Here is a 17,927-nt window from a genome sequence, read left to right as displayed (position 1 = left end):
TTTTGACGGACACAGTGATATTTTCAGTGACGTTCGCTATAAAAGAGAAGCAGGCGAAACACAGGTGTTGAAAAACCGCCATCTGGAAAGACTGCAGAAAGGCGGTATCACAGGAGGCTGTTTCGTAATCTGGGCAGATACATTTAATGGCGAAGATCCCGAGAAAGAAATGGACGCTATCATCAGAAATATGCAGGATGAGATGGCGGAAACAGAAGAATTCGTTCTGGTACATAATACTGCAGAAATTTTAGAAGCGAAAAAAGATGGTAAAATTGCCATGCTGCTGGGGCTGGAAGGTCTGGCAGGGATTGGGGAAGAGATCGACCGTATCCACGGGCTGTATGATATCGGCTGCCGCCACGCCATGCTGACATGGAATGAGGAAAACGCGCTGGCAACCGGCGTGAAAGGCACGCCTGACAGAGGTGTGACAGAACTGGGGAAAAAGGCCATCCGATTGATTCAGGATAAGAAAATGATTCTGGATGTATCCCATTTGAATGAAAAATCTTTCTGGGATGTGATGGATCAGACAACGGCTCCCATTCTGGCTTCCCATTCCAATGCCAAAGTACTGGCAGGGGCCGCAAGAAACCTGACAGATGACCAGCTGAGGGCCATCAGAGATACCAATGGTCTGGTGGGACTGAATGCCTTCAATGATTTTGTCAGTGATATCAAAGCAGAACAGGATGTGGACGGTCTGGTGAGACATGCATCTTATATCGCAGAAAAAATCGGCGTGGAACATCTGGGCTTCGGCTTCGATTTCTTTGAATTCCTGAGTACGGACTTCATGGCAAGCTACAGCGATCAGGATGACTCCCTGCTGAAAGGTATGGAAGACTGCTCCAAAGTACCTGTTATGCTGGAAAAAATGAGAAAAGCCGGCTTTACAGAGAAGGATCTGGAATTGATCAGCCACAAAAACTGGCTGAACCTGATTGAAAATATCATGGGATAAAAAAAGAAAACCCGATAGCATTTTTGCTATCGGGTATTTTTGTGCTTTAGAAAAATTTTGGTGTCATGGCCCAGACGGAAACACAATCTTTATCGCCATTATTGATGTATTTATGGGGCAGGGAACTGTCAAAATAGATACTGTCCCCTTCGTGCAACACATAATCCCTGCCGTTGAGATAAACCGTCAGGGTTCCTTTCAGCACATAGCCACATTCTTGCCCTTCATGTTCGATGGGTTTTTTGTCATAGGTGTGTCCGCATTTCAGGGTGATGATCATCATATCCAGCATGCGGTCATCCCTGTTGGGATGCAGCAGTTTATAAAAGCTGCTGTCATTATGCATCACGATGGTGTGATGTTCCCCTTTGCGGGTAATGATCTGTTCTTCTTTGGTTTCTTCGTGAAAGAAATAGTTGATATTGGTATCCAGTGCCTGCGCCAGCCTCCATAAACTGGTGACGGAAGGCACCACAAGATCACGCTCGATCTGACTGATCAGTCCGGTGCTGACATCGGAAAGACGGGAAAGTTCGGCGATGCTCAGTTTTTTTTCTGTACGCAGCTGTTTCAGTTTTGCTCCGATCAATAATTCCATGTCCTCACCTCTCGTCCAATCTTGATTATATAAAATTATTTTATCATTTTTGCAGAAAAGGAACAACCACTTTTTTCTCAAGAAAAAAGAAGGCGGAAAGGCGGAGCAAAAATAGAGGATTTTCCCTGTTTTCGTTGCAAAGTCAAGGTTCTTGTGCTATGATAGGAAAGATTATATTGAGAAAGAATATGCAAAAGGAGAAGATTATGTTAACAAGCAAACAGAGAGCATTCCTGCGTGGGATGGCAAACGGAATCGACGCAATTTTTCAGGTAGGTAAAAACGGTGTAACACCCGAATTGAGAGATACTGTGTACAACGCACTGGAAGCAAGAGAACTGGTGAAGATCAGCGTTCTGGACAACAATATGCTGGGTGCAAGAGAAGCTGCTGAAATGCTGGCAAGCAGAACAGGCGCAGAAGTGGTACAGGTGATCGGTAACAAATTCGTTCTGTATAAAGCAGCGAAGAAACCCGTGATCGAACTGCCTCCAGCAAAGAAATAAGATGCGGAGCGTTTTGCGCGGCTGTGGCCGGCAAAACAGATTGCAGCCCCATAGATTGCTTTGCCAAAGCGAAAATGGGGGAAAGAAGGTATGAAAATGAGAAATGAAATTGCCAATTTTAAGGATTGTAAAAGTATTGCTATCATGGGCGGTACCTTTGACCCGATCCACAACGGGCATCTGGTGACGGCGGAAGCGGTACGCCATAGATTTAAAGTAGACCGCGTGGTTTTTATGCCTGCCGGTCAGCCTGCCCATAAAGCCAATAAAAAGGTGACCCATAATGAGCATCGCTATCTGATGACGGTTCTGGCCACCATGCGAAATGAAAATTTCGAAGTTTCCCGTATCGAGATCGACCGTCCCGGTGCGACCTATACGATCGATACCATCGAGGAACTGAAAAGGATCTGCAGACCGGATGTACGTCTGTATTTCATCACCGGTGCCGATGCCATCCATCAGATCATGACATGGAAGCATCCGGAAAGACTGCTGACCCTCTGCGACTTTGTGGCGGTAACACGTCCCGGTTATGACAGAGCCAAGCTGTTCGAAGATATCGGCGAGATCAGAGAAAAATATGCCAGCCGTATCCATTATATGGAGGTGCCGGCACTGGCCATTTCTTCCTCCGATATCCGCAAAAGGGAAAGAAAGGGAGAACCCATCAAATATCTGCTTCCCCAGGAAGTAGAAGATTATATCCATAAGTTCGGACTGTATCAGGATGATACAACAGAAGAGGTGAAATTTATGCTGCCTATTTCTACTATGCAGGAAAAACTGCAGTCTGCGATTTCTGTAAAACGCTATATCCATACCATGGGCGTTGCGGAAGAAGCAGTGAAACTGGCGGAGATCTATGGCACAGCTCAGGATCAGCAGAAGGCTCGAGTTGCAGGCCTGCTGCATGACTGTGCAAAGGATTATCCCGAAAGCATGAGACTGCGTTTCTGTAAGGAATATAAAGTAAAAACAGACGAGATCATGAATAAACAGACAGATCTGATCCATCCTTTCCTGGGTGCGGAAGTAGCCAAGAGGGAATATCAGGTCATGGATGAAGATGTGCTGAATGCCATCCGTTACCATACCACAGGCCGACCCAATATGTCCCTGCTGGAAAAAATCGTTTTCATTGCGGACTATATTGAACCTAACCGTGAAAAATTCGGCGGTCTGGATGAAGCAAGACGTCTGGCATATCTGGATCTGGATAAGGCAATGGCGTATATTCTGGAAAATACCATTGAGTACGTGAAGGCAAGGGGCAGACTGCTGCATCCCCTGTCTCTGGAGGCAATGGAATACTATAAAAATCTGTAAGGAGGAATATTTGGAATGAATGCATTGGAAGCTGCAAAGGTTGCACAGGCAGCCATTGAAGATAAACTGGGCGAAGACATCAAGGTTCTGAATCTGCAGGGCCTCAGCAATATTGCGGACTGCTTTGTGATCGCCAGCGGTAAAAATGTGAACCAGCTGCGCGCAATGGCAGATGAAGTGGAACAGAAACTGTTCAAGGAAGGCATCAAGCTGCACCACTCTGAAGGTTATAGCGGCGGCACATGGATCCTGCTGGACTTTGGCAATCTGCTGGTACATCTGTTCAACAGAGAAGACAGAGAATTCTATGGTCTGGACCATGTATGGGGCGATGCACCCAGCCTGTAATAAGTGTTTTTTATAACAAAAATAGGAAAAACAAATAGTTGAAATGTAATAAAAGAAAGCCCTCATCAGAGGGCTTTTTTGATGCAAAATGATAGTTTTATCGAGTGAGAATGTAAAAAAAATTGTCCCACAGGGGGCTCAGCTGCTGAATCTGACAAGATTTTTGACAAGGGACAAAAAATACTTGAATGTGATTGGATTTTGCAGTAAATTTAATTTATTAGGACAATCATTTTTATGAGGGTTTTATTCACAAAAACGTGTTTTACAATAAGAAAGGACGGAAACAATAATGGAAAAGATTTATCAGGGCAAGACAAAAGACGTTTACAAACTGGAAAACGGCAATGTGCTGCTGAAATTCAAAGATGACTGCACAGGCAAAGACGGCGTATTCGATCCCGGTGAAAACTCTGTAGGTCTGACAATCGACGGCATCGGTAAAGCAAACCTGGAAACATCCATCAAATTCTTTGAAATCCTGAAAGAAGCTGGTATCAAAACACATTATGTTTCCGCTGATCTGGATAACGCTACAATGGAAGTACTGCCTGCAACAGTATTCGGTCATGGTCTGGAAGTTATCTGCAGACTGAAAGCAACAGGTTCCTTCATCCGTCGTTACGGCGAATACATGGCTGACGGTACTGCAATCGAAGGCGGCTATGTAGAAACAACATTCAAAAACGACGCTCTGGGCGATCCTCTGGTAACAAAAGACGCTCTGGCTGTTCTGGGTGTTATGTCCGAAGAAATGTACGACAGCATGAAAGCACAGACACTGGCAATCACAAAAATCGTAGCAGCTGAACTGGCAAAACTGGGTCTGGATCTGTATGACATCAAATACGAATTCGGCTTCAACAACGACGAAGTTATCCTGATCGATGAAATCGCTTCCGGTAACATGCGTGTTTACAAAGACGGCGAATACGTTGATCCCGTAACACTGACAAAAATCATCAACGGCTGATATCAAATCAAACATAAAAAGGGAGAGTGAAAACACTCCCTCTTTCTTTTGCAAAAAAAGAGCCCATTTGGACTCTTATTTTTTATATTTGTTGTCGATTTTACTGATGAAATAAACGCAAACCAGCAAAGCCAGCAGAAAGACGTACAGAACGGGTCTGCTGTAAGGGCAGAGCACATTCAGAAGCGCCTTTGCCAGGAACACAACGCCAACGGCAGTGTGCGCAATACCAATCTGTTTCAGATATGCAGACAGGTCGCTTTCGTCAATATGTTCCAGATGGCGTCCGGTATAAAACGTTGTCTGGCCGAAGAGGGCAAAAACGCCTCTGGCAAAGAAATAAATGCTTGCTAAAAAAGAGACACTCATAAACGGACTCACAGCGTTTGTTCCTCCTTTCGGTATGGCTTGATTTTGTTGCAGTTAAGCCATTTTCATGGTAAAATAAAAAATTGTATGGCAGGAATCAATAAGAACGTTTATTGGCTCTTTTGTTCAGGCTGGTCTGACGATCGTTGGCCTGTTTCATCCATTCTTTCATTTTGTCTTCGAAATCAGAGGACGCATTTACGGAAGAATGGGGACGGAAATATTCCTGAGCGGGATTGGAAGAGCCCTGTTCGTTATTGTCTTTGTTAAAATTCTGTCTGCGGGGCTGCTTGTTGAAAGGCTTGTCGTTTTTGGGACGACGTTCTTCCTTGGGCATGGCCTCTCTGATGGAAAGGGCGATCTTATTGCTTTCTTCGTCGATGGAAAGGATCTTTACTTTTACAACATCGTCAACCTTTACATGGTCGTTGATATCCTGAACGAAGCTGTTGGCTACCTGAGAAATGTGCACCAGACCCTGCACTTTGCCAAGGGAAACGATAGCACCAAAGGGTTTCACACGGACAACCTTACCTTCTACGATACTGCCTACTTCTAATTTTTCAGACATTCCTGTATACACTCCTGTTCAATATGATTATGATTTATGATTGCGGCCGCAGCGATGTCTTTTACTGCGAACAGCAATTATTATATCATATTACGATAGGGAATACAAATAAAATTCTAATACATACGGAGGCATCTATGAAGAAGAAAGACATTATTACCCTGGAAATTCAGGATGTAAATTTTCCCAACAAGGCTTATGGAGAGTTTGAAGGGGAAAGAGTAACGATAAGAGATACTGTGCCCGGTCAGAAAGTACAGGCGCAGGTATTTAAGAAAAAACCGAATCTGGTAGAGGCGAAACTGCTGGAAGTGGTGGAAAGATCCCCTCTGGAAAGAACGGAAGGCATGTGTTCTCATTATCCTCTGTGCGGCGGCTGCACATATCAGACAATGAAACATGAAGAAGAACTGAAACTGAAGGAAAGACAGGTAAAACGTCTGCTGGAAAATGCCAATATCAAGATCGGCAGCTGGGAAGGCATCGAACCTGCCCCCTCCGAAACAGGCTACCGCAATAAATGCGAGTTTTCCTTTGGTGACGAGGAAAAGGACGGTGCGCTGGCGCTGGGCATGCGTAAACGCATGAGTTATTATGAAGTTGTTACACTGAAGGACTGTAACATCATTGACAAAGATTATCTGAAGATCATAGAAGGTGCACTGGCCTTTTTTCAGGAAAGAAAGGTTCCCTTCTACCATAAAGCTCGCCATGACGGCTGTCTGCGTCATCTGGTAGTCAGAAAAGGTGCGGCAACAGGGGAAATTCTGGTGAATCTGGTCACTTCCTCTGAAATAGGTTTCTCTGTGGAAGAATTCAAAGATATGCTGCTTTCTCTGGAACTGGAAGGCAGTTTCTGCGGTATCCTCCATTCTGTGAATGACGGTCTGGCGGATACAGTGCAGAGTGACGAAATGCACCTGTTGTATGGCAGAGACTATTTTATGGAAAAACTCTTTGATCTGGAATTCAAGGTTTCCGTATACTCCTTCTTCCAGACAAATACTGCCGGCGCAGAAAAACTGTATTCTATTGTAAAAGAATTTGCCGGCGATGTAGAAAATAAAATGGTATTTGACCTGTACTGCGGCACAGGCACCATTGGTCAGATCATGGCGGAAGCCGGCTCTAAAAAGGTAGTCGGTATCGAACTGATCGAAGAAGCGGTGGTTGCAGCCAATGAAAATGCAAAACGCAACGGTCTGGAAAACTGCACATTCATTGCCGGTGACGTGCTGAAAATGGTGGATGAACTGGAGGACAAGCCTGATCTGATCATCGTAGATCCACCCAGAGATGGCATCCATCCCAAAGCCATCGGGAAGATCATCGATTTTGGCGCACCGGAGATCGTTTATGTTTCCTGTAAGCCCACTTCTCTGGCAAGAGATCTGGAAATTTTCCAGCAGGAAGGCTACCGTGTAGAGAAAGTCAAACTGATGGATATGTTTCCCCGCACCGTCCATGTAGAGACAATTGTTCATTTAATACGTCAAAATGATGAGAATCCTAGATAAAAAATGGGTATTTTTGAGCGAAAATAACATAGTAAAATAGTAAAAATTGAAAAAAGTATATATTTAGAATAGAATTTTATATTTTTTGAATAGAATATCAAATGTTCTTCACCAATGTAAAATGATAAACTCCAATTACAGTAAAAAAACGACGAACGCGAAGAGCGTGTGAAAGAAAACGTAGAAAAACGTAAAAAAGTGTGAAACAAAAGTAAAATTGGAGGGAGTCATAATGGACACAAACAAAAAAAGTGGTGTGGTATACCAAGGAAAAGTACCGGGTAGAGTAAAATATACTTTCGCATTCGGTGCGCTGGGTAAAGATCTGATCTACGGCATGATCGCTACCTTCTCTATGATTTATTTTACTGATATCGTTCAGGTATCTCCTGCATATATCGGTACAATGTTTTTCGTTGCAAAACTGTGGGACGCATTCAATGACCTGATCATGGGTATGATCGTTGACAACACAAGAAGCCGTTGGGGTAAATTTGTTCCCTGGCTGGTAATCGGTACAGTGATCAACGCATTTGTATTTATTGCAGTATTTACAGATCTGAATCTGTCCGGCACAGCGTTGTGTGTATACGTTACTGCAGTATATATCCTTTGGGGTATGACTTATACAATCATGGATATTCCTTACTGGTCTATCATCCCCAACCTGACATCTGACCCTAACGAACGTGAAAAACTGTCTGTAATGCCCAGAATTTTTGCCAGCATCGGTAACTCTCTGATCATTGCCGGTTTCGGTGTTCAGATCATCAAAGGTTTCGGCGGCGGCTATGTTGGTTATCACAGATTCGCACTGTTCATCGCTGCAGCATTTATTTTCACAATCGGCGTTTGCGTTGTAAACCTGCCTAAAGTACAGCAGGAAACTGATAAAAAAGACAGACTGAAATTCAAAGATATCTTCACAGTAATTAAGAAAAATGACCAGCTGAGATGGGCCGTACTGCTGATCCTGCTGTATAACGTTGGTACACAGTTCATCATGGGTGTTGCTACATACTACTTCAACTATGTATGCAACAATGCAAGCATGCTGTCCGCATTCATGATCAGTGCTTCTGTAGCTGAACTGGTAGGTCTGGTGCTGTTCCCTAAAGTAACAAAAATGCTGTCCAGAAAGAATGCATTCTTCCTGTCCTGCGCACTGCCTCCCATCGGCCTGATCCTGCTGCTGATCGTTGGTATCGTTTGCCCTACAAACATCGTTCTGACTGCAATCGCAGGTATCATCGTAAAACTGGGTACAGGTCTGGAACTGGGCTGCGCAACAGTATTCCTGGCAGACGTAGTAGACTACGGCGAATATACAATGGGTAAAAGAAACGAAGGCGTTGTATTCTCTCTGCAGACTCTGACTGTAAAATTCACATCCGCTCTGACAGCACTGTCCATCGGTTATGTACTGGAACTGACAGACTACGTTCCTAACACAGTACAGTCTCTGGCAACACAGAACTCTATCCGTGTACTGATGTGTCTGGTTCCTATCATCGGTATTGCTCTGGCATACGTAGTATTTAAGAAAAGATATAGACTGGACGAAGACTTTATGAAAAAAGTTGTAGCAAAAATCACAGGCGCAGAACCTGTAGAACAGCCTGAATCTGAAAACGAAACAAAGGCAATGCAGAAATTACAGGTACAGAACAGCCTTAGCTAAGAAAGAGGTAATTTTATGAATAGCAAGGAATTGATCACAGCAATTATTTCTGGTGAATTAGACGATACATTCGTAAAACTGTATGGTAAAAATGAAAAAATGATTCAGGCGCAGAAAGAGCGTTATATCCAGGCAGTAAAGAATTTTGAAACATTGTTCCCCGGCAGCGAAGAAATTTCCGTTTTCTCCGCGCCCGGCAGAACAGAAGTATGCGGCAACCACACAGACCATCAGCATGGCTGTGTGCTGGCTGCAGCAGTAAACCTGGATGCGATCGCAATCGTATCTTTCCACGAAGAAAACGTGATTCGTCTGCAGTCTGCAGGCTATGAACTGGAACATATCGAACTGGACAACCTGCACATTCGTCCCGAAGAAAAGGGTACAACAGGTGCGCTGATCAGAGGTATGGTTGCACAGTTTGCTGATATGGGTGTAAAAGTTGGCGGTTTCAATGCTTTTGTTACATCTCAGGTACTGTCCGGCAGCGGCCTGTCTTCCTCTGCAGCATTTGAAGTACTGCTGGGTAACATCATCGACAGACACTACAACGAAGGCAAAGCAGGCGCAGTGAAAATTGCGAAAATGGGCCAGTTTGCAGAAAACAAATATTTCGGTAAAGAATGCGGTCTGATGGACCAGATGGTTTCTTCCGTAGGTGGTTTCGTATTCATCGACTTCGAAGATACCATGAACCCCATCATCGAAAAGCATGAATGTGATTTCGAAGAAGGCAATCTGAAACTGATCATCACAGACACAAAAGGCAGCCATGCAGATCTGACAGATGATTATGTATCTGTTCCTTCCGAAATGAAATTTGTAGCAGCACAGTTCGGTAAAAAAGTGCTGAGAGAAGTAGAAGAAGAAAGATTCTTCAGTTCTCTGGCAACACTGAGAGCTGTCTGCACAGACAGAGCGATCCTGAGAGCGGCACACTTCTATGGCGACAATGCAAGAGTTATGGAAGAAGTAAAAGCACTGGATGCAAAAGACTTCGAAAAATTCCTGAGACTGGTTCGCATTTCCGGCAGATCCTCTGCAGAACTGCTGCAGAACCTGTACTCCACAAAAAAACCTGCAGAACAGGGTATCCCTCTGGGTCTGATGGTGAGCAAAAGGATTCTGGAAGAAAGAGGTTCCTTCAGAGTTCATGGTGGTGGCTTTGCAGGTACAATTCAGGCATTCGTACCCAACGATCTGGTTGCGGAATACCAGGAAGGTATGGAATCCCTGTTTGGTGAAGGCTGCTGCTACATTCTGAATATTCGTTCTGTAGGTGGCTATCAGGTAATCTGATCTCCCTGAAAAGAGAATTTCATAGATACTCCTTACTTATTGTTTAAATAATATTTTGATATCAGAGACTGAGAAAAAAGTTTGATGCGGGATAAGAGACTTTTTTCTCAGTCTTTTTTTGGGAAAAACAGAAAATGAATCGGTGAACGGCAGGAAAATGTTGTTTTCAGGGCTGAAAAAGCATTTTCTATGTAAAGGATAGAAAAAATCATCTCTGTAACAGCGAAAAAGGATTTAATAAAAAGAGGTTTGATGTTACAATTTAAGAAGGTAGAATTTTTTTTAGGTATTTCTCTGAAGACCCCCGGAGAAGGTTGCAGGTGATATAGATGAGAACGTTTAGTATTATTTTAGTTGATGATGAGCAGCAGATCCTCTTTGGGATGAAAAAAGGGATCGCTTGGGAAGAACTGGGATTCGAAGTGGTAGGCACAGCCCAGAATGGGAAAGAAGCTCTGGAACTGATCGAAGACCATCATCCGGATCTGCTGATCAGTGATATCAAGATGCCCTTTATGGATGGGCTGGAACTGGCCAAAACGATCCATGATAATTATATGAATACCAAGATCATTCTGTTTTCCGGGTGGGATGATTTTGAATATGCCAGAATGGCCATCAGTTATGGGGTTTCAGAATATATCATGAAACCGATCAATTATGATGAGATGAAAAAACTGCTGGTCAATATGCATCAGGAATTGGAAAAAGAATATGACGAAAAGATCAACCGTGTCCGTTTGGAAAATGTTTATGCGGCCAGCCTGCCTTTGCTGAGACAGTAGTTTCTGACGCAGCTGGTGACAGAACCCATGGAAGAACATTATCGTGAGCAGCAGACCAGAAATCTGAAATTGGATTTTGAATATGACGCCTTTTATATCGTTACTGTGAAAATACGGGAAACGGATTCGGGAGACGTATTATCCGCATTGTCCATCAAGGAAATGATTCAGGAAACTTTTGGAAAAATTGCTACGGTATATAAATTTGCTATGATAGACAAAGAGGTCTTTTTGTTGTGCAATAACAGAAAACATGATATCGAACGAATTACAAGAAGCATAGAAGAAGCCTCTGTGATGATCGAGCGTATTTTTTATATAGGGATTTCCTGCGGGATCAGTTCCTGCGGCAGAAGTATAGATACCCTGCCTTCTTTGTATTCCCAGTCTCTGGAAGCGCTGGACTATAATCTGGTGATTAAAGAAGAATGTTACACCTACTATAAAGACGTGCTGCCGCTGCAGAAAGAAGAAAACGACTGGTCTGTTGAGGTGGAGGCACTGGAAAAGATCATCACTCACTGTTCCGAAGAGGAACTGAAAGCAGAGGTGGAGGAACTGCTGCACAAGTTGCAGTCTGCCCATTATACGCTGAATGAATATCAGATCGTGATTTTGGAAATTCTGTTTACCATTTCCCGTCTGTATAAAAAATATCAGATCCCTTCCGCAGAGGAATTTGTGGATTCCAAGAAAATGGCAGTGAAGATCCTGTCTTTGAATACAGGGGAAGAACTGGATAACTGGCTGATGGATTATTGTCAGAAGATCCGCGGGCTGATTCAGAAAAAACAGGTGGATAATAATGTGATTCTGGCGGAAAATGCGAAAAAAATCGTTGAGGAGCGTTTCGGGGATCCGGCGCTGTCGGTGGAAACCGTGTGCAGAGAACTGCATGTCAGCTCTTCTTTTTTCTCCAAGGTGTTCAAGCAGGAAACCGGACAGACTTTCCTGAACTATCTGATCAACCGCAGAATGGAAGAAGCCAAAAAACTGCTGGATAAGACCGATTACAAAAGCCATGTGATCGGCGAAATGGTGGGCTATCCCGAACCTAACTATTTCAGTTATGTATTTAAGAAAAACTGCGGGGTTTCTCCCGTAAAATATAGAAAACTTGAGGAAACAAAAAATGGGCAATAAAACGCTGAGTATTCGCATTTTGTTCCCACTGATCATGTCGATCTCCATTGTGCTGTGTATGATCAGCTGTATGGTCATGTTTTCCCATTTCCTTTCCGGCTATTTCGTAGAAGAAGCCGTTGGCGAGATCGGAAAACAGAAGACTGCAATGGCACAGGGCATTGAAAGGGAAATCGAAGAGATCAATGATTTTACAAATGCGATCTATTATCAAAACATAAGAAGCCATGATTTTCATAGCGATGCATTTTCGGATGCTTTAAATGATGTGATACAGAGTGCGCCGGATCGTGTCCACGGTATCAGCCTGTATGATGTGGACGGAAACTGCATCTGGCATTCTGAAAATATGTCCGATATGCCTGCGTCGGGGGCTGATTGGTTTGCAGAGGCAACAGAGTCCATCGAGATCGTATATTTCGGTTCCAAGGAACTTGTTTTTGCAGATACGATGAAACATGCCTTCCCGGTTAGCCGACACATAGAATATGTGGATCAGGGAACCATGAAGTCCGGGGTGCTGCGGGTGCAGTATTATACGGATCCGGTGGAAACGATCTTAAATGCGTATCGGAACAAAAAAACAGAATATTGCTATCTGCTGGATGAAAAGAATCAGCTGATCTACCATCCCTTTATGAAGGCGATCCAGTCTGATCTCTATGAAGAGAAGACAATGGAATTTTTGCCGGAATGTGAAAATTATCTGGTGAAAATATATGAGGATGCCAAATGGGTGATCGAGAAACAACAGATCGGATATACCGGCTGGAAAATCATCGTCGTGAATTCTCTGGCCAATATTCGGGCGGAAAACCTGAGCATTTATTATATGGCATGGCTGATGCTGCTTCTGGTGGGCATCGCTTTGATCGTACTGGATATCCTGCTGTTCCGAAACATTACGGATCCGGTATATCAGCTGATGCGTACCATGAAAGAATTCGGGAAGGGCAATTATCAGGTGAAAGCCAGCGAAGACGGGATCGGGGAACTGAAGGTTCTGAGCGAACAGTTTAACCGTATGGCAGACAGGCTGCAGAAACAGATGGACGAGATCCGTAATAATGAAAGAGAAAAGCGGAAAATGGAAAAGAAACTGCTGCAGTCTCAGATCAATCCCCATTTCCTGTATAATACGCTGGATTCCATCATCTGGATGATCCAGAGCGGAGAATATAAGGGGGCGGAAGAGATGGTGTCTCTGCTGGCAAAATTTTTCCGTACGTCTCTCAGTCAGGGGAAAGATATGATCCCTCTGGAAAAGGAACTGGAACATGCCACCAGCTATCTTGCCATCCAGAATATTCGGTTTAAGGATAAATTTGAATTCTGCGTGCATGCGGATGAGACATTGCTGAAGTATCTCTGTCCGAAACTGTCTATCCAGCCTCTGCTGGAAAATGCCATCTATCATGGTATGGAGGGGATGTTTGAAGACGGTGAGATCCATATCAATGTCTATGAGAAAGAGGATGTCATCCATATCGAGGTAGCAGATAACGGCCTTGGTATGACGGCAGAAAAGATCGATTATATTATGAATAACAAAGTGGTTTCCAGTAAACGGGGTTCCGGTATTGGTGTCCGCAATGTGAGCGAAAGGATCAAGCTGATTTATGGTGAGGAATACGGCATTTCGATCACAAGCGAACTGGACGAAGGAACTACCGCAACGATAACCATTCCAAAGCTGGAGGAAATAGATGAAAAATAGGAACGGGAAGCATTTTCTGCTGCTGATCGTGATTTTTATTGCAGCCATGTCTGCAACGCAATATATTATTCACAGGACGAATGCAGAAAAAAAGAATATGGTGGCGGTAGTTCTGCCGCGGACAGAAGCCAAGGGACGTTCCGGTGTGATGGACGGCATCAGAGATTATGCAATGAATCACGATATCGTTCTGGATGTCTGGTATCGGGAGAGCCTGTCTTCGGAAGAACTGAAAGAACTGGTTTCCGCCGAGGTGAAAAATCGTGCCATCGGCATTTTGCTGGTATCTCCGGAAGCATATATGACTCCGGATGCAGAAGAAGTTTATGATTACGGCAATGTGCTGGCAATCACAGATACTATGGAAGAACAGTTTTTGTATACAGCAACCTTTGAAGGAAACGGAGAATGGGTGTATACACTGCCTGTGTCTGCTGCCGTGGTTCAGCGGCTGACAGAAGAGCAGGATGCCTATATTTATCTGAAAAACACCTATGAACAGGGCTATCGCAGCATGGAGATGGTACAGCAGTATGACCGTACCGGCAGCCTGAGCGATATCTGTATGGAGTATCAGAAAGTAGATGGGGCAACCATTGCAAATGGAGAAATAGATGCACTGCTGGTAGAGTAGGTGAGAGATATGAAAAGAAGAGTATTGAAATATGATTTCATATGGTTTGTTCTGCTGGGAGTATTGGCGGGAACCATCGGTGCATGGATCGTGCCCCAGCAGAAAAATGAATATACCCATGTCGGCATTGCAGTCTATAATATGAACGATACTTTTATGAAGGACTATGTGGAACATCTGCAGGAGTCCATCGATGCCTATGATTTTTCCGGCAAAAAAGTGCTTTATGAGATCTTTGATGCGGAAAACAGCCTGAAACGTCAGGAAAAGCAGCTGCAGTATATGTGTTCTCAGAATTTTGATGTACTGCTGATCAATCTGGTCAAACAGTCTTCGGCTGCAAATATCTTAAACGAAACAGCGGAACTGGGGATCCCTGTGATCCTGTTCAACAGAGAGACTTATGCGAAGGATCTGTCCATTGCCGAGCATATCTGGTATGTGGGGACGGATGCAAAATCTGCCGGTGCCATGCAGGGGGATATGATCACAAAAGTGTGGCAGAAACAGCGCGGAGAAATCGACCGCAACGGAAACGATCAGCTGGACTATGTGCTGGTGGAGGGGGAAATGGCCCATTTCGATGCGGTGCGCCGTACTCATGGTTTTCTGGAAAGCAGCCGGGATATCAGCATGAATCAGCTGGCAAATCTGTCTGCAGCGTGGCAAAGGGCTCTTGCCTATGAAAAATTTGCTGCACTGGATCAGGAGATCATCAGAAATGTGGAGGCAGTCGTTTGTAATAATGACGAAATGGCCCTTGGTATTTATGATTATTACGAAGAAAAGGGACAGGAACCTCCCTTTATCATCGGAATCAACAACAGCGTGGAAATGAATGAAAAAACAGGCCCTGATCAGATCTACAGAACCGTTGATAACGGTATGGAGGAACAGGTAGCATATATCTGTGATCTTTTGGATGGTATCTTAAAAGGACAGACAAAGGATTTCGATAAGGTATGGTACAGTAAACCTTATGTGATCAGCCAGTAAGTTGATTTTTGAAAGTATATGGGAAAGTAGGTAAAATATATGCAGGAAATATTTCAGTCCATTAACGGGATCTTCTCCTTTATCGGGCCTTTGTCCGATTTTCTTTGGGATTTCCCGACGAATTTTGAATGGTATGCATCCATTCCTGTGTTAGGAAATTTTTCTTTTGCGATCATCCTGCTGCTGGGCTCAGGGCTGTATTTCAGCTTTCGTCTGGGCTTTGTGCAGGTGAGAGGTTTCCGAAAAGGTCTTTCGATCATGACGGAAAAAAGAACGATTGACACAGGGATTTCTCCGCTGGCGGCCTTTCTTCTTTCTTCTGCCATGCGTGTAGGCCCCGGGAATATCCTTGGGGTAACGGGTGCCATTGCCGTAGGCGGTCCCGGCGCGGTATTCTGGATGTGGGTATCCGCCTTTTTCGGTATGGCGGTTGCCTATATGGAAGCGGTTCTGGCGCAGATTTTTAAAGAAAAGAAGGATGATGAATTTGTCGGCGGTCTGCCATTTTACGGCAGAAAACTTTTGGGGAACAAAGGGTTTGTCGGTGTATTCCTGTCCTTATTGTACATATTGTATGCGCTGTGCTGCCTGCCTGCCCAGGGCTTCAACGTGGTTTCTTCCGTAGGCAGAATGGCAGAGATCGTAACAGGTTCTTCTATCGCTACAGATTCCACATTTTACTATATCGTTGGGGCGGTGACCATCGTGCTGACGTTCTTCGCTGTCTTTGGCGGCATCAGAAAAGTAACAAAATGGACAGACAAGATGGTTCCTGTGATGGCAGTGCTGTATGTGGCAACGGTTCTGGTGCTGATCCTTCTGAACCTTCATGCAGTTCCTTATTTCTTCCAGACGGTATTTGGTGGTGCATTCCAGCCCGAGGCAGTATTTGGCGGTATGTTTGGTACGGTTCTGGCACAGGGTGTAAAACGCGGCCTGATGTCCAATGAAGCCGGTCAGGGTACCATTACCATGTCCGCAGCGGCGGCGGATGCAAAGCATCCCTGTGAACAGGGGCTGCTGTCTGCCATCGGTGTTTTTCTGGATACGATGATCATCTGTACATTGTCCGGTTTTGTGGTGGTTATGGCACATTGCTGGGATGGCCCCAATGCAGCGGCCTGGGCGGAAATGGACAAGCTGCCGAAATTTACAGAATCTCTGGCGGCGCTGACTCCGGGTACATCTTTCAACGCAGTGGTGACCTTTGTCATTACTCTGTGCTTCTGTCTGTTTGCTTATACCTGCCTGCTGGGTATGATCAGCTTCTCTGAAATCGCGGCCAACCGTATCCGTAGGGATAAAGGGTTTATCACAGGGGTGCGTATCGTTGGTCTGGCAGTAGCGGCTTTCGGTATCCTGTGTAATATTGCGGGGCTGGAACTGGGCAACCTGTGGGCCTTCTCCGATCTGGGCAATATTCTGATCGTGTTCTTCAACGTACCTATCGTTTATGTTGGAGCAAAATATGTACTTCGTGCTGCAAAGCATTATGAAAAGAATGACGGTACACCGTTTACATCTGAAGTGATCGGCAGAGATGACTGCCAGTATTGGGATGATAAAACGAAAGAAAATAAGTAAATGTATTTGAATATATATCGCAAAATCATGTATATGATTTTGCAAATGGGGGTCAAGGGGAATCATTCCCCTTGCAGGGTTTGGGACAGAGTCCCAAGAAAGGAGATAATATGAAAATTTCGAAAAAAGATGCACTGATGTGGTTTTCTTTCTTCGCGCAGCTGCCTGAAGAGGAAGAACTGATGCCCAAACAGATGGAATTGGTTTACGCCACTTTTGCACAGATTGAAGATGCCATCGATGCAAGAAATGAAAAACTGATGGCAGACATCAAAGGTCTGAAATCTGTCAATGGCAGAACCTATTTTGTGGGTCCCGAAGAAAAATTTGCCAAGGGCTGCCGTTCCTGCATGACAGGTACTGGTCTGACTGCCATCCGCAAAACAAATAAATGCAATATCCAGTGCAAATTCTGCTATAACTACGGCGAACTGGAAGATTGTATGCCCATCGGCGAAGGTCTGTGGGAGATCGGTGGTACAAAATTCTATGAAAGAGATCTGGATCTGCTGCTTTCCATTCAGGAAAAACCTACTGGTATTTCCTATGTGTATCTGGAACCCTTCATGGAAATTGAAAAATACTATGGTGTCATCAAAAAATTCCACGAAGCAGGCATCCATCAGCATATGTATACCAACGGCACCCTGGCAACGGAAGAAAATCTGAAAGCACTGGGGGAAGCAGGGCTGGATGAACTGCGCTTCAATCTGGGGGCAACCAATGCTTCCGATAAGGTCATCGAAGCCATTGCCACAGCGAAGAAATATATCAAATATGTGGGCATCGAAACACCCATGACCCCGGAATATTTCGAAGCATTCATGCAGAAAAAAGATAAGATTCTGGCAACAGGCGTGGATTTTATGAACTGTGCGGAACTGCATCTGAATAACAACAATATCTGGAA

Annotated in this window: 18 protein-coding genes; 15 read left to right on the top strand and 3 right to left on the bottom strand. The window is 44.4% G+C overall.

Annotation, left to right across the window (positions count from 1 at the left end; translation table 11 throughout):
• Positions 1-967 (top strand): dipeptidase (locus ACJMLT_RS06930; RefSeq protein ID WP_405728558.1); only part of this gene is annotated, 967 nt, incomplete at its 5' end.
• Positions 968-1,013: 46 nt separating this feature from the next.
• Here the strand turns inward: ACJMLT_RS06930 and ACJMLT_RS06925 are convergent.
• Positions 1,014-1,565, bottom strand: a complete 552-nt coding sequence (locus tag ACJMLT_RS06925; protein ID WP_405728555.1) for a cupin domain-containing protein — start codon at positions 1,563-1,565, stop codon at positions 1,014-1,016.
• 206 nt (positions 1,566-1,771) lie between these two features.
• Between ACJMLT_RS06925 and ACJMLT_RS06920 the strand changes: the two genes are divergently transcribed.
• The 4 genes from ACJMLT_RS06920 (at position 1,772) to ACJMLT_RS06905 (ending at position 4,721) form a co-directional block, all read left to right on the top strand.
• The gene (locus ACJMLT_RS06920; RefSeq protein ID WP_405728552.1) at positions 1,772-2,071 is read left to right on the top strand and encodes a YhbY family RNA-binding protein; all 300 of its coding nucleotides are present in this window, start codon (positions 1,772-1,774) and stop codon (positions 2,069-2,071) included.
• A 90-nt stretch (positions 2,072-2,161) separates the two neighbouring features.
• Complete coding sequence (gene nadD / locus ACJMLT_RS06915) at positions 2,162-3,400, top strand: nicotinate-nucleotide adenylyltransferase (protein ID WP_405728549.1); 1,239 nt, start codon at positions 2,162-2,164, stop codon at positions 3,398-3,400.
• Between the two features lie 15 nt (positions 3,401-3,415).
• Positions 3,416-3,748 carry a ribosome silencing factor gene (gene rsfS / locus ACJMLT_RS06910; RefSeq protein ID WP_405728546.1) on the top strand — a complete coding sequence of 111 codons (333 nt, stop codon included), beginning with the start codon at positions 3,416-3,418 and terminating at the stop codon, positions 3,746-3,748.
• 292 nt (positions 3,749-4,040) lie between these two features.
• Positions 4,041-4,721 carry a phosphoribosylaminoimidazolesuccinocarboxamide synthase gene (locus ACJMLT_RS06905; RefSeq protein WP_405728543.1) on the top strand — a complete coding sequence of 227 codons (681 nt, stop codon included), beginning with the start codon at positions 4,041-4,043 and terminating at the stop codon, positions 4,719-4,721.
• Positions 4,722-4,796: 75 nt separating this feature from the next.
• On the opposite strand, the gene ACJMLT_RS06900 is transcribed toward ACJMLT_RS06905, so the two are convergent.
• Together ACJMLT_RS06900 and ACJMLT_RS06895 are read right to left on the bottom strand one after the other, a co-directional pair.
• Entirely contained in the window at positions 4,797-5,102 is a 306-nt protein-coding gene (locus ACJMLT_RS06900) for a hypothetical protein (protein WP_405728540.1), read from the bottom strand.
• An 85-nt stretch (positions 5,103-5,187) separates the two neighbouring features.
• Positions 5,188-5,661 carry a S1 RNA-binding domain-containing protein gene (locus ACJMLT_RS06895; RefSeq protein ID WP_405728538.1) on the bottom strand — a complete coding sequence of 158 codons (474 nt, stop codon included), beginning with the start codon at positions 5,659-5,661 and terminating at the stop codon, positions 5,188-5,190.
• Positions 5,662-5,798: 137 nt separating this feature from the next.
• Between ACJMLT_RS06895 and rlmD the strand changes: the two genes are divergently transcribed.
• The 10 genes from rlmD to ACJMLT_RS06845 all read left to right on the top strand — a co-directional run.
• Complete coding sequence (rlmD, locus tag ACJMLT_RS06890; RefSeq protein ID WP_405728535.1) at positions 5,799-7,178, top strand: 23S rRNA (uracil(1939)-C(5))-methyltransferase RlmD; 1,380 nt, start codon at positions 5,799-5,801, stop codon at positions 7,176-7,178.
• Positions 7,179-7,410: 232 nt separating this feature from the next.
• Positions 7,411-8,859 carry a melibiose:sodium transporter MelB gene (gene melB, locus ACJMLT_RS06885; protein WP_405728532.1) on the top strand — a complete coding sequence of 483 codons (1,449 nt, stop codon included), beginning with the start codon at positions 7,411-7,413 and terminating at the stop codon, positions 8,857-8,859.
• Positions 8,860-8,874: 15 nt separating this feature from the next.
• Positions 8,875-10,158 carry a galactokinase gene (locus ACJMLT_RS06880; RefSeq protein ID WP_405728529.1) on the top strand — a complete coding sequence of 428 codons (1,284 nt, stop codon included), beginning with the start codon at positions 8,875-8,877 and terminating at the stop codon, positions 10,156-10,158.
• Positions 10,159-10,487: 329 nt separating this feature from the next.
• Complete coding sequence (locus tag ACJMLT_RS06875; protein ID WP_405728526.1) at positions 10,488-10,943, top strand: response regulator; 456 nt, start codon at positions 10,488-10,490, stop codon at positions 10,941-10,943.
• Positions 10,944-10,970: 27 nt separating this feature from the next.
• Positions 10,971-12,086 (top strand): helix-turn-helix domain-containing protein, encoded by a 1,116-nt coding sequence (locus ACJMLT_RS06870; RefSeq protein ID WP_405728523.1) that lies wholly within the window; start codon positions 10,971-10,973, stop codon positions 12,084-12,086.
• Positions 12,076-13,803: a cache domain-containing sensor histidine kinase gene (locus tag ACJMLT_RS06865; RefSeq protein ID WP_405728520.1), complete on the top strand. Its 1,728-nt coding sequence runs from the start codon at positions 12,076-12,078 to the stop codon at positions 13,801-13,803. The genes ACJMLT_RS06870 and ACJMLT_RS06865 overlap by 11 nt, the downstream gene beginning before the upstream one ends.
• Positions 13,793-14,437: a hypothetical protein gene (locus ACJMLT_RS06860; RefSeq protein ID WP_405728517.1), complete on the top strand. Its 645-nt coding sequence runs from the start codon at positions 13,793-13,795 to the stop codon at positions 14,435-14,437. Before ACJMLT_RS06865 ends, ACJMLT_RS06860 begins: the two co-directional genes overlap by 11 nt.
• Positions 14,438-14,446: 9 nt before the next feature.
• On the top strand, positions 14,447-15,433 hold the full coding sequence (locus tag ACJMLT_RS06855) for a substrate-binding domain-containing protein (protein ID WP_405728514.1): 987 nt from the start codon (positions 14,447-14,449) through the stop codon (positions 15,431-15,433).
• Between the two features lie 39 nt (positions 15,434-15,472).
• The gene (locus ACJMLT_RS06850) at positions 15,473-17,017 is read left to right on the top strand and encodes an alanine/glycine:cation symporter family protein (RefSeq protein WP_405728511.1); all 1,545 of its coding nucleotides are present in this window, start codon (positions 15,473-15,475) and stop codon (positions 17,015-17,017) included.
• A gap of 110 nt (positions 17,018-17,127) precedes the next feature.
• Positions 17,128-17,927 (top strand): radical SAM protein (locus tag ACJMLT_RS06845; RefSeq protein ID WP_405728508.1); only part of this gene is annotated, 800 nt, incomplete at its 3' end.

It is taken from the genome of Anaerotignum sp. (genome assembly GCF_045122575.1).
Taxonomy (GTDB): Bacteria; Bacillota; Clostridia; order Lachnospirales; family Anaerotignaceae; genus Anaerotignum_A.
The sequence above is the reverse complement of the archived record's forward strand: the minus strand, read 5'-3'. Positions and strand labels throughout refer to the sequence as shown.

Coding starts and splice junctions, on each gene's coding strand:
- ACJMLT_RS06925 (WP_405728555.1), bottom strand. CDS start 1,565: ATGGAATTATTGATCGGAGCAAAACTGAAACAGCTGCGTACAGAAAAA.
- ACJMLT_RS06920 (WP_405728552.1), top strand. CDS start 1,772: ATGTTAACAAGCAAACAGAGAGCATTCCTGCGTGGGATGGCAAACGGA.
- nadD (WP_405728549.1), top strand. CDS start 2,162: ATGAAAATGAGAAATGAAATTGCCAATTTTAAGGATTGTAAAAGTATT.
- rsfS (WP_405728546.1), top strand. CDS start 3,416: ATGAATGCATTGGAAGCTGCAAAGGTTGCACAGGCAGCCATTGAAGAT.
- ACJMLT_RS06905 (WP_405728543.1), top strand. CDS start 4,041: ATGGAAAAGATTTATCAGGGCAAGACAAAAGACGTTTACAAACTGGAA.
- ACJMLT_RS06895 (WP_405728538.1), bottom strand. CDS start 5,661: ATGTCTGAAAAATTAGAAGTAGGCAGTATCGTAGAAGGTAAGGTTGTC.
- rlmD (WP_405728535.1), top strand. CDS start 5,799: ATGAAGAAGAAAGACATTATTACCCTGGAAATTCAGGATGTAAATTTT.
- melB (WP_405728532.1), top strand. CDS start 7,411: ATGGACACAAACAAAAAAAGTGGTGTGGTATACCAAGGAAAAGTACCG.
- ACJMLT_RS06880 (WP_405728529.1), top strand. CDS start 8,875: ATGAATAGCAAGGAATTGATCACAGCAATTATTTCTGGTGAATTAGAC.
- ACJMLT_RS06875 (WP_405728526.1), top strand. CDS start 10,488: ATGAGAACGTTTAGTATTATTTTAGTTGATGATGAGCAGCAGATCCTC.
- ACJMLT_RS06870 (WP_405728523.1), top strand. CDS start 10,971: ATGGAAGAACATTATCGTGAGCAGCAGACCAGAAATCTGAAATTGGAT.
- ACJMLT_RS06865 (WP_405728520.1), top strand. CDS start 12,076: ATGGGCAATAAAACGCTGAGTATTCGCATTTTGTTCCCACTGATCATG.
- ACJMLT_RS06860 (WP_405728517.1), top strand. CDS start 13,793: ATGAAAAATAGGAACGGGAAGCATTTTCTGCTGCTGATCGTGATTTTT.
- ACJMLT_RS06855 (WP_405728514.1), top strand. CDS start 14,447: ATGAAAAGAAGAGTATTGAAATATGATTTCATATGGTTTGTTCTGCTG.
- ACJMLT_RS06850 (WP_405728511.1), top strand. CDS start 15,473: ATGCAGGAAATATTTCAGTCCATTAACGGGATCTTCTCCTTTATCGGG.